This window comes from Mycolicibacterium iranicum (assembly GCF_014190915.1).
Lineage (GTDB): Bacteria > Actinomycetota > Actinomycetes > Mycobacteriales > Mycobacteriaceae > Mycobacterium > Mycobacterium iranicum_B.
Map to the genome: position 1 here is coordinate 230,250 of NZ_JACHVU010000003.1, position 11,439 is coordinate 241,688.

Annotated in this window: 9 protein-coding genes; 6 read left to right on the plus strand and 3 right to left on the minus strand. The window is 69.7% G+C overall.

Annotation, left to right across the window (positions count from 1 at the left end):
- Positions 1 to 26 precede the first annotated feature (26 nt).
- Positions 27 to 698, minus strand: a complete 672-nt coding sequence (locus tag FHR72_RS08350) for a potassium channel family protein (protein ID WP_183467478.1) — start codon at positions 696 to 698, stop codon at positions 27 to 29.
- A 100-nt stretch (positions 699 to 798) separates the two neighbouring features.
- Here FHR72_RS08350 and FHR72_RS08355 point away from each other — a divergent pair, with 100 nt between their 5' ends.
- The 6 genes from FHR72_RS08355 (at position 799) to FHR72_RS08380 (ending at position 9,579) form a co-directional block, all read left to right on the plus strand.
- Positions 799 to 2,793, plus strand: coding sequence for an APC family permease (locus tag FHR72_RS08355; protein ID WP_183467479.1), 1,995 nt, complete (start codon positions 799 to 801; stop codon positions 2,791 to 2,793).
- Entirely contained in the window at positions 2,790 to 4,100 is a 1,311-nt protein-coding gene (locus FHR72_RS08360; RefSeq protein WP_183467480.1) for a class I SAM-dependent RNA methyltransferase, read from the plus strand. The genes FHR72_RS08355 and FHR72_RS08360 overlap by 4 nt, the downstream gene beginning before the upstream one ends.
- Before the next feature lie 67 nt (positions 4,101 to 4,167).
- Positions 4,168 to 5,502, plus strand: coding sequence for a Na+/H+ antiporter NhaA (nhaA, locus tag FHR72_RS08365; protein WP_183467481.1), 1,335 nt, complete (start codon positions 4,168 to 4,170; stop codon positions 5,500 to 5,502).
- Positions 5,503 to 5,524: 22 nt separating this feature from the next.
- A complete protein-coding gene (gene dxs / locus FHR72_RS08370; protein WP_183467482.1) occupies positions 5,525 to 7,438 on the plus strand; it encodes a 1-deoxy-D-xylulose-5-phosphate synthase in 1,914 nt (637 codons plus the stop codon).
- Positions 7,435 to 8,631, plus strand: coding sequence for an alpha/beta hydrolase family protein (locus tag FHR72_RS08375; protein WP_472670763.1), 1,197 nt, complete (start codon positions 7,435 to 7,437; stop codon positions 8,629 to 8,631). Before dxs ends, FHR72_RS08375 begins: the two co-directional genes overlap by 4 nt.
- Before the next feature lie 45 nt (positions 8,632 to 8,676).
- On the plus strand, positions 8,677 to 9,579 hold the full coding sequence (locus tag FHR72_RS08380) for an alpha/beta fold hydrolase (RefSeq protein WP_183467484.1): 903 nt from the start codon (positions 8,677 to 8,679) through the stop codon (positions 9,577 to 9,579).
- On the opposite strand, the gene FHR72_RS08385 is transcribed toward FHR72_RS08380, so the two are convergent.
- Both FHR72_RS08385 and FHR72_RS08390 read right to left on the minus strand, forming a co-directional pair.
- Positions 9,563 to 10,852, minus strand: a complete 1,290-nt coding sequence (locus FHR72_RS08385) for an HRDC domain-containing protein (protein WP_183467485.1) — start codon at positions 10,850 to 10,852, stop codon at positions 9,563 to 9,565. The two genes, FHR72_RS08380 and FHR72_RS08385, sit on opposite strands and share 17 nt — an antisense overlap.
- Before the next feature lie 5 nt (positions 10,853 to 10,857).
- Positions 10,858 to 11,439, minus strand: a complete 582-nt coding sequence (locus FHR72_RS08390; protein ID WP_183467486.1) for a DUF3000 domain-containing protein — start codon at positions 11,437 to 11,439, stop codon at positions 10,858 to 10,860.

Sequence of the window (11,439 nt, forward strand, 5' to 3'; positions counted from 1 at the left end):
AGCGCTCCTCGCCTCTGTGCCATGGCTCAGCCCTCGGCGTCTTCGCTCGGCGGTAGCGCGGCGATCGCCAGCGCCTCGGCGATGTGGCCGGAGATCGCGGCGAGATACACCTGATCGCCGGCCTGGATGACCGTCTTGGCATCCGGCAGCAGGCCGGCGCCGAACCGGATCATGAACGACACCCGTCCCGCCGTCGCACTCTCCAGCTCGGTGAGCCGCCGGCCCACCCAATCCTCGTGCAGCGCCAACTCGGTGACGCCGACATTGCCGGTGGGGTCCCGCCACTTCGTGGTCTCGGTCTCCCGCGTGAGGACGTTGAGCAGCCGGTCGGTGGTCCACGGCACCGTGGCCACGGTCGGGATGCCCAGGCGCTCATAGACCGCGGCGCGTTTGGCGTCGTAGATGCGGGCCACGACGCGTTGCACGCCGAAGGTCTCGCGGGCCACCCGGGCCGAGATGATGTTCGAGTTGTCGCCCGAGGAGACCGCCGCGAACGCCGACGCGCCCTCGATGCCGGCGCGGATCAGCACGTCACGGTCGAAGCCCATGCCCAGCACGCGTTCCCCCGGGAAGTCGGCAGAGAGCCGGTGGAAGGCGGTGCCGTCGCGGTCGATGACGGCGACGTCGTGGCCGATCCTGGCGAGGCTGTCCGACAGGGATGCGCCCACGCGGCCGCACCCCATCACCACTACGCGCACCTGAGGGTCCTTTCCCCGCCGAGGCTGCTGCAAAACCCGTGCACCCGGAACGCTACCGCTTCCCGACGGCCATCGGCCTTCGGGCTTACCCTTGGCAGTCGTGTCCAAGCTTTCGACCGTCGCACGGCGGTTGGTGCTGGGCCGGCCGTTCCGTAGCGACAAGCTGTCGCACACGCTGCTCCCCAAGCGGATAGCGCTGCCGGTCTTCGCCTCAGATGCCCTCTCCTCGACCGCATACGCCCCGGAAGAGATCTTCCTCGTGCTGTCGGTCGCCGGGCTCACCGCCTATTCGATGGCGCCCTGGATCGGCCTCGCCGTGGCGGCGGTCATGCTGATCGTGATCGCCAGCTACCGGCAGAACGTGCACGCCTATCCGTCGGGCGGTGGCGACTACGAGGTCGTGACGACGAACCTGGGCCCGACCGCGGGCCTGACGGTCGCCAGCGCGCTGCTCGTCGACTACGTGTTGACCGTCGCGGTGTCGATGTCCTCGGCGATGTCGAACATCGGGTCGGCGGTGCCGTTCATCAACCAGCACAAGGTGTGGTTCGCGGTGGTCGCGATCCTGCTGCTGGCCTCGCTGAACCTGCGCGGGATCCGGGAGTCCGGAACGGCGTTCGCGATCCCGACGTATGCGTTCATGATCGGGATGGTCGTGATGCTCGGCTGGGGGTTCTTCCAGATCTATGTCCTGGGAACGCCGTTGAAGGCCGAGTCGGCGGATTTCGAGATGCACTCCGAGCACGGCGACATCCTCGGTTTCGCGTTGGTGTTCCTGGTCGCCCGGGCGTTCTCGTCGGGAAGTGCGGCGCTCACCGGTGTCGAGGCGATCAGCAACGGGGTGCCCGCGTTCCGTAAACCTAAGTCGCGCAACGCCGCGACCACCCTGCTGCTGCTCGGCGGTATCTCGATCACGTTGTTCATGGGAATCATCATGCTGGCCCAGGCGACCGGCGTGCAGATCGCCGAACGTCCGAACGAACAGCTCGTCGGGGCCCCGGTCGACTACCACCAGCGGACGCTGATCGCCCAGCTCGCGGACGCGGTGTTCCACGACTTCCCGCTGGGTCTGTTCCTCATCGCGCTGGTCACCGCGCTCATCCTGGTCCTGGCGGCCAATACCGCGTTCAACGGCTTCCCGGTGCTGGGATCGATTCTGGCGCAGGACCGTTTCCTTCCGCGCCAGTTGCACACCCGGGGGGACCGGCTGGCGTTCTCGAACGGCATCCTGTTCCTGGCCTTCGGCGCCATCGCGTTCGTCGTGGCGTTCCAGGCCGAGGTGACCGCGCTCATCCAGCTCTACATCGTCGGGGTGTTCGTGTCGTTCACGCTGAGCCAGATCGGCATGGTCCGGCACTGGACGCGTCTGCTGCGCACTGAGACCGACGTCGCGGCGCGCGGCCGGATGATGCGGGCGCGGGTGATCAACACCATCGGATTCGTCTGCACCGGAACGGTCCTGGTCATCGTGGTCGTCACGAAGTTCATGGTCGGTGCGTGGATCGCGATCCTGGCGATGGCGGCGCTGTTCGGGATCATGAAGCTGATCCACCGCCACTATGCGTCGGTGAGCCGCGAGCTGGAGGCACGCGCGGCCGAGACCGAGGACATCGTGCTGCCCAGCCGCAACCACGCCATCGTGCTGGTGTCGAACCTGCACATGCCGACGATGCGCGCGCTGGCGTACGCGCGGGCCACCCGTCCCGACCTGCTGGAGGCGGTCACGGTCAGCGTCGACGACGCCGAGACCCGGCAGCTGGTGCACAAGTGGGAGCACAGCGACATCAGCGTGCCGCTGAAGGTGATCGCCTCGCCGTACCGGGAGATCACCAGGCCCGTGCTCGATTACGTCAAACGCGTCAGCAAGGACTCGCCGCGCACGGTGGTGACCGTGTTCATCCCCGAGTACGTCGTGGGGCACTGGTGGGAGCAGGTGCTGCACAACCAGAGCGCGCTGCGGCTGAAGGGACGGCTGCTGTTCGAACCGAACGTGATGGTGACGTCGGTGCCGTGGCAGCTGTCGTCGTCGGAACGCCTCAGGAAACTGGCGCCGCAGTCCGCGCCGGGCGACGCGCGCAAGGGGTTCCTGGAATGAGCCCCGCCGACGAACTGACCCTCACCACGGTCGCGCCGGCCAACGGGGGCAGCTGCATCGCCCGCCACGAGGGCAGGGTCGTGTTCGTCCGCTACGCCTTACCCGGCGAGACGGTGCGGGCCCGCCTGGTCGGCGACCGCGGCTCCTATTGGAACGCCGAGGTGGTCGAGGTGCTCGACGCGGCGGACGGCCGGATCGACCCGCTGTGCCCGATCGCGGGCCCAGACGGCGCAGGCTGCTGCGACCTGGCGTTCGCCGAGCCGTCGGCCGTCCGCCGGATCAAGGGTGCGGTGGTCGCCAATCAGCTTGCCCGCGTAGGGAATTACCACTGGCGTGACGAGTCGGAGGCCACCGCCGAGCCGGTCGGCGACCAGGGTGCGACGGGCTGGCGGACCAGGGTGCGGCTCGCGGCGTCCGCCGATGGCCGTGCCGGCTTTCACCGCTACCACAGCGCCGAACTGGTGCACCGTCTCGACTGCGCGCAGTTGCCCGCGGGGATGCTCGACGGCGTGGCCGAGGCTGAGTGGCCGGCCGAATCGGAGATCCATGTCGTGCTCGACGACGACGGACGGCGCCACATCGCGGTGGCGGGGGCGAAGGGGGAGAAGGGGGAGAAGGGCGGCAATCGGACTTCCGCCGCCGGAGGCGGCAATCGGACTTCCGCCGCCGGAGGCGGCAATCGGACTTCCGCCGCCGGAGGCGGCAATCGGACGCGAGTCGTCGAGGGCGACTACGAGACCACGCAGCGGGTCGGCGCCCGCAGTTGGCGCGTTCCGGCCACGGCGTTCTGGCAGGCCCACCGCGACGCACCGGCGCTCTACAGCGCTCTCGTCGCCGAGTGGGCGCGGCTGGAGCCGGGCATGTCGGCCTGGGATCTGTACGGCGGTGCGGGGGTCTTCGCCGCTGCATTGGCCGAGGGCGTGGGTGAGCACGGCAGCGTCCTGACGGTCGACACGTCCCGTGGCGCGTCGCGGGCGGCGCGAGCGGCGCTGGCCGACCTCGGCAACGTCTCGGTGGTGACGGATTCGGTGCGGCGCGCACTGGCCGGGCAGCGCCGCCGTGCCGACGTCGCCGTCCTGGATCCGCCCCGGGCCGGGGCCGGGCGCGAGGTGATCGACCTGCTGGCCGCCGCCGAGGTTCCCAGGATCATCCACATCGGTTGCGAGGCGGCATCTTTCGCGCGCGACGTCGGTCTGTACCGGGACCGGGGATATCAGGTGGAGCACGTCGCGGTCTACGATTCGTTTCCCCTCACCCATCACGTGGAATGCCTGGCCGTGCTGCAGCGACCGCCGGGCAGCACCTAGGATGACTGCCAGGTGTGCCGGGAAGTCTGGTCGGCGATAACGCAATGACGTCTACCCGAGGCAGGCCGTGACATCCGATCCCAGTAACCGCCGCCGCCGCACCCCGCTTTTCTCGCGGGGCTCCTGGTCGGAGACGAGCAGGGTCAGCGAGATCCTGCGCAAGGAGACCGTCGGCGGCGTCATCCTGCTGGTCGCCGCGGCCACCGCACTGATCTGGGCCAACTCCCCGTGGGCCGAGGGCTATTTCGGCCTGCGCGACGCGGTGCTGGGCGGCCGGTGGCTGGGGCTGCACCTCGACCTGAGCATCGGGGAGTGGGCGGCCGACGGCCTGCTGGCGATCTTCTTCCTCGTGGTGGGCCTGGAGTTGAAACGCGAGTTCGTGGCCGGCGATCTGCGGGACCCGCGCCGTGCGGCGCTTCCCATCGCCGCCGCGGTCGGCGGCATGGTGGTGCCCTCGCTGATCTTCGTGCTGGTCAATCTGAACACCGGCGACGGCGCGCTGCGGGGCTGGGCGATCCCGACCGCGACCGACATCGCCTTCGCGGTCGCCGTGCTGGCCGTCATCTCCACGCACCTGCCCTCGGCACTGCGCACCTTCCTGCTGACGCTCGCGGTCGTCGACGACCTGCTGGCGATCACCGTCATCGCGGTGTTCTACACCGACGACATGAACCTGGCCGCCCTGGCGCTGACCGCGGTGCCGCTGCTGCTGTTCGGGCTGTGCGTGCAGCGCGGGGTGCAGGCGTGGTGGGTGCTGGCGCCGCTGGCGATCGCAACCTGGGTGCTGATGCACGAGTCGGGCGTGCACGCGACCGTCGCGGGCGTCCTGCTCGGTTTCCTGGTGCCGGTGCGCCGCTCGGCCGTCCGCGGCGGCCGGGAGCTGGAGGCGGGGATGGCCGAGCACTTCGAACACCGGCTGCGCCCGATTTCGGCCGGTGTCGCGATACCGGTGTTCGCGTTCTTTGCCGCCGGAGTCAGCGTTGGCGGGGCGGACGGGCTCGGCCACGCGTTGCGCGATCCGATCACCCTGGGCATCGTGCTGGGGCTGGTCGCGGGCAAGCCGATCGGGATCTTCCTCACAACGCGGGTGCTGGCCGCGGTGACCCGCGCGAATCTCGACAGCTCGCTGCGGTGGGTCGACGTCCTCGGGGTGTCGATGCTGGCCGGCATCGGTTTCACGGTGTCGCTGCTGATCGGCGATCTCGCCTACGGTCTCGGGTCAGAACGTGACGATTTCGTAAAGGTTGGCGTGTTGGCCGGGTCACTGCTGTCCGCGGTGCTCGCGGTGGTCCTGCTGCTCTCCAGAAACGCTGCCTACCGGCGCATTTGTCAGGAAGAGACCGTCGATGCGGACGCCGACGGTGTGCCCGACGTCTACCAGGCTCGACAGGACCCGGCCTGACGTCCGTGCGTAGACTGGGCTGATGCTTGAACAGATCCGCGGTCCCGCTGATCTGCAGCGCCTGTCTCGGGCTCAGCTCGACGAGCTGGCCCGAGAGATCAGGGACTTCCTGATCCACAAGGTCGCGGCGACAGGTGGGCACCTGGGACCCAATCTCGGTGTCGTGGAACTGACGCTGGCGCTGCACCGCGTCTTCGACTCGCCCCACGACCCGATCCTGTTCGACACCGGGCACCAGGCCTACGTGCACAAGATGCTCACGGGCCGTTGCCAGGACTTCGACACGTTGCGTAAGAAGGACGGCCTGTCGGGCTATCCGTCGCGCACCGAGAGCGAACACGACTGGGTCGAGTCGAGCCATGCCAGCTCGGCGCTGTCCTACGCGGACGGTCTCGCCAAAGCCTTCGAGCTCAACGGGCACCGCAACCGGCACGTGGTGGCTGTCGTCGGTGACGGCGCGTTGACCGGCGGCATGTGCTGGGAGGCGCTGAACAACATCGCCGCGTCCCGGCGCCCCGTCGTGATCGTCGTCAACGACAACGGCCGCAGCTACGCCCCGACGATCGGCGGCCTGGCCGAGCACCTCGCCGCGCTGCGCCTGCAGCCCGGCTACGAGCGCGTGCTCGAAGAGGGCCGCAAGGCCGTGCGTGGCGTGCCGGTGATCGGCGAGTTCTGCTACCAGTGCATGCACAGCATCAAGGCCGGGATCAAGGACGCACTCTCGCCGCAGGTCATGTTCACCGACCTCGGCCTGAAGTACGTCGGCCCGATCGACGGTCATGACGAGGCCGCCGTGGAGAGCGCGCTGCGCCACGCCCGCACGTTCAACGCGCCCGTCGTGGTCCACGTCGTGACCCGCAAGGGCATGGGCTATGCGCCGGCCGAGAACGACGCCGACGACCAGATGCACGCCTGCGGGGTCATCGACCCGGAGACCGGTCTGGCCACGACGGTGCCCGGCCCGGGCTGGACGGCGGCGTTCTCCGAGACGCTGATCCGGCTGGCGGCCAAGCGACGCGACATCGTCGGGATCACCGCGGCCATGCCGGGACCTACCGGGCTCAGCGCGTTCCGGGACCGCTTCCCCGATCGTTTCTTCGACGTCGGCATCGCCGAGCAGCATGCGATGACGTCGGCTGCGGGGCTGGCCATGGGCGGCATGCATCCCGTCGTGGCGGTCTACTCGACCTTCCTCAATCGCGCGTTCGATCAGCTGCTGATGGACGTGGCCCTGCACCAGCTCCCGGTGACCCTGGTGCTGGACAGGTCGGGCATCACCGGCCCCGACGGTGCCAGCCACAACGGCATGTGGGACCTGTCGATCCTCGGGATCGTGCCCGGCATCCGGGTCGCCGCACCCCGGGACGGCGCACGACTGCGCGAAGAGCTGTCCGAAGCCGTCGACGTCAAGGACGGCCCGACGGCCATCCGGTTCCCCAAAGGCGATGTCGGAGAAGACATTCCGGCGATCGAGCGGCGCGACGGCGTCGACGTGCTCGCACGTCCGGTCGACGAGCTCTCCCAGGACGTTCTCATCGTCGCGGTAGGGCCGTTCGCGGGCATGGCGATCGCGGTCGCCGAGCGCCTGCGCGACCAGGGCATCGGCGTGACGGTCGTCGACCCGCGGTGGGTGCTTCCGGTGCCCGCGACGATCAACGAGCTGGCCGCCTCGCACAAGCTCGTGGTGACGCTGGAGGACAACGGTGGCCACGGCGGTGTCGGGTCGGCGGTGTCGGCGGCGCTGCGCCGCGCCGAGATCGATGTGCCGTGCCGTGACGCTGCGCTGCCCCAGGAGTTCTTCGCCCATGCCTCGCGAGGTGAGGTGCTCAAGTCCGTCGGGTTGACCGAGCAGAGCATCGCCCGCCAGATCACCGGCTGGGTGGCCGCTCTGGGAGCCTCCGCCGGGGATCGGGAAGTCAGCGAACGCATCGACTGACGGTGAGACGCTCCGGCGCGGTCCGCACACTGGCCGCCTTGCTGCTGTCGGCTGCGCTGCTCGTCGGTTGTGCGCGCCCTGTCGAGGCGGGCGGCCCGCTGTGGTCAGGGTTGGATGCGCGCTCGTTCGACGGGGCCATCCCGGCTCCGGGCACGCTCATCGAATCGGTGACCCTCGATCCCGAGCTGTCGGTGCCGGGCGCCGGTGCCGCGTATCGCATCCTGTACTCGACGATCGACCAGCATGAGCGTCCCGCGGTCAGCACCGCGGTGGTCTTCACCCCGAAAACCCCTGCGCCGCGCTCTGGTTGGCCCGTCGTGGCATGGGCGCACGGAACCGTCGGCCTGGGCGACGACTGCACCCCGTCGGCGCTGTCGCGCAGCGGACGAGACGACGCATACCTCTCGCACTGGTTGGATCAGGGGTACGCCGTGGTCGGCAGCGACTACGCCGGCCTCGGCACCCCGGGTCTGATGAGCTACCTCAACAGCGTCACCACCGCCCGCGGTGTCGTGGACTCGGTGGTCGCCGCGCACGACATGGATCTCGACCTCTCCCCGGCGTGGGCCGTCGTCGGCCAATCGCAGGGCGGGGGCGCCGCGGTCGCCACGGCGCGGTGGGCGAGCGAGTTCAGCGCGGGGTCAGGCCTGGACTATCGCGGTGTGGTCGCCACCGGTACGCCCGCCGGGGTGGAATCCATTGTGAAGCAGGCGGGTCCGGACATGGCGGTACCGCCGGAACTCGGCCCGATGGCCGGCGTCTACACCGCCTACATCGTCGCCGCACTGCGTGAGGCGCGGCCCGATCTGAACCTCGACTCCGTCCTGACCCCCGCCGGGCTCGCCGCCGCCGAGCAGGCCGAAACGGCGTGTGTCGCCGAACTGGCCGAGGCGCTCGCCGATACGACGGTGCCCGGCTTCTTCTCGGCGCCGATCGCGTCGATTCCCCGATCGGCGGACGCGATCGACGACTTCATGGGGCTGCCAACCGACGGCTATGACCGGCCTCTCTTCCTCGGGGTGGGGATGCAGGACCGGGATGTGCCGCCCGATCTCACCCTGAGATTCGCCGAGCAACTGCGGGCCGACGGTCAGGACGTGACGCTCAAGGTGTATCCGGATGCCGACCACAGCGGCGCCGTGCTGGAGTCCATCCCCGATTCGACCGCTTTCCTGGCCCGTATCCTGGCCTGATCGCCGAGCCGGAGTCCGGCCGAGACGAGGGTTAGGGTCATCGGTGTGGACGCTGAACTCGAACAGTGGCGCGACGCCGGGCAGTACTTCGACTACCTCGGATTCGACATCTTCTTCCGGCACGAGGGCCACGGCCCGAATCTGCTGCTGATCCACGGGTATCCGTTCAACACGTGGGACTGGGAGCCGCTGTGGGATCGGCTCACCGCACGGTTCACCGTCGTCGCACCGGACATGATGGGCATGGGGTTCTCGGCCAAGCCGTCGGCGTACGGCTACTCGGTCGCCGACCACGCGGACATGCACGAGGCGCTGCTTGCACACCTCGGCGTCGAGTCGGCGCACGTCCTGGCCCACGACCTCGGCGACTCCGTCGGCCAGGAACTGCTGGCGCGCTGTCACCGGGGCGAACAGTCCTACGGTGCGCTGTCTCTGGAGTCGGTCACCTGGCTCAACGGGGGCCTGTTCAACGAGGCCTACACGCCGCGGCTGATGCAGAAGCTGATGTCGCGAACGCCGTTGGGCGACATCATGAGTCCGCTGCAGGGCAGTCCGCTGTCACGGCGGCTGCTGGAGTCGACGATCGACGAGATGTTCGGCCCGGACACGAAACCGGGTAGGCGCATGATGGACCTCTTCCACCAGATCCTGGAGCACAACGACGGAAAGCGGGTGCTGCACAAGGTCGGTCGCTTCATCGAGGACCGTTACCGGCACCGCAACCGGTGGGTCCGTGCGATGAGGGAGACGACGGTGCCCATGCGGCTCATCGACGGCGCCCTCGATCCGAACTCCGGTGCCCACATGGCCCGCCGCTACGCCGAAGTGATCGCCGGCGCGGACGTGGTGATGCTCGACGACATCGGCCACTGGCCCCAGTTGGAGGCGCCCGACGCGGTGTGGCGGCACTTCGTCGAGCACGTCGACCGGGTTACTGCGCAGCGGTAGTCAGGGCCCGCGCCAGCACGGGTACGGTCAGCTCCCGCTGCCACTGCCGCGCGGTGGACTCGCGCAGGAAAGCGTCCACGGCGGCGGCCGGGTCGTCGGTGTTCTGCCAGTCCCAGCACAGCCGGCGCACGGTCTCGGGCGCCAGGAGGTTCTCGACGGGAACCTCGATCTGCTGGGCCAGCGAGGTGAGTTCGGCCCGCGCGGCCTCCAGGCGTACCGCCGCCTCGGGTTTGCGGCGCGCCCAGCGCGACGCGGGCGGCGGCCCGTTGGACGGTTCCTGGGCGTCGGGCGCCTCGCCGATCCGGGCCCGGGCGAGGGCGTCGAGCCACACCTGTGCGCTGCGGCGCTGCTTGGAGCCGCCGAAAATGGGTAACGCCGTGAGCTTTTCGACGGTATCGGGGTTGGTGGTCGCGGCGGCGATGATCGCGCTGTCGGGCAGGATGCGCCCGGGGGCGATGTCACGCCGGCGGGCGATCTGGTCGCGGGTGGTCCACAGTTCGCGGACCGCCGCGAGCGTCCTGGGGTCGCGCACCTTGTGGATGCCCGACGTGCGCCGCCACCGGTCGCGCCGGGTCGGCGTGGCCTCCAGCGTGCGCAGGTACTCGAACTCCTGCCGGGCCCACTCCGTCTTGCCCTGCTCGTCGAGCACGGCGGCGACCGCGTCGCGCAGATCGATGAGCACCTCGACGTCGAGGGCGGCATAGTTGAGCCACTCGGCAGGCAGCGGACGCTTGGACCAGTCCGCGGCTCCGTGGCCCTTGGTCAACTGCAGACCGAGCAGCCGCTGCACCATCGCCGCGAGGTTGACCCGGTCGTAGTTGGCGAGACGACCCGCGAGCTCGGTGTCGTACAGCGCGGGCGGGCGCATACCGATCTCAGCGAGGCAGGGCAGGTCCTGGTCGGCGGCGTGCAGCACCCATTCGTCGCTCGCGAGCACCTCGGCGACCGGACCCAGCACCTGCAGGGCGTCGCCGCCGTGGCTGACCGGGTCGATGAGCACGGTCCCGGCGCCGGCCCGGCGGATCTGCACGAGGTAGGCCCGGTTGGAGTAGCGGAACCCCGAGGCGCGTTCGGCGTCCACCGCGAAAGGGCCGTGTCCGGAAGCCAGAAGATCTGCGGCCCTTCGGATCTCGTCTCGGCTGGCCGAAACGTCGGGCACGCCGTCGCGGGGCGCCAGGAGGGGTTCGGCCTCGGGTTCCGGTTCGGCGGTCGCTGCGGCCTCTTCGAACTCTTCCGGGTCCGCGGAGGGGCCCGTGATCTCGGTGTCTGACATAGGGGTCAGGCGCGCGTGCGTGAGTTCAGGTCGGTCACCCCGGCGGGCGGCAGCCCCGCGGCGTGTTCGAGCACCTCACAGAACGCCTCCACGTGCGGCCCGAGCTCCAGTGTCGTGGCCGTCCAGGACGCACGCAGCTCGAGCTGGTGTGCGCGGGGAGGCCCGGAGATGTCGCCGTAGCGCACCGACGTGGTGGCGGTGACGGTACCCCCGAGCGCGGTGACGTGCTCGGCGCGCTGGTCGAGGGCGTCGACGAGCCAGCTCCACGCCACCTCGGGCAGGAGCGGATCGACGGCCTCGGTCGAATCCAGGTCGGCCTGGATGTAGGCCACCAGACGCATGGTCCCGTCCCAGGCCTCGGCGCCCTCAGGGTCGTGCAGCAGGATGAGCCGGCCGAACGCGTCGCCTTCGGAACGCTCGGGGATCACCGGGGTTTCGGCATGCTTGACCTCGGCGCCGAGCGCATAGCTGTACGGCGCCAGCCGCTGCGGCGGCCGGATCGGGCCCAGCTCGATCTCCGGACGAACGGTGGTGGCATTCATCGCCGCCACCGCTTCGCGGAACTGAGCCGGTTCGGCGGTGGTCAC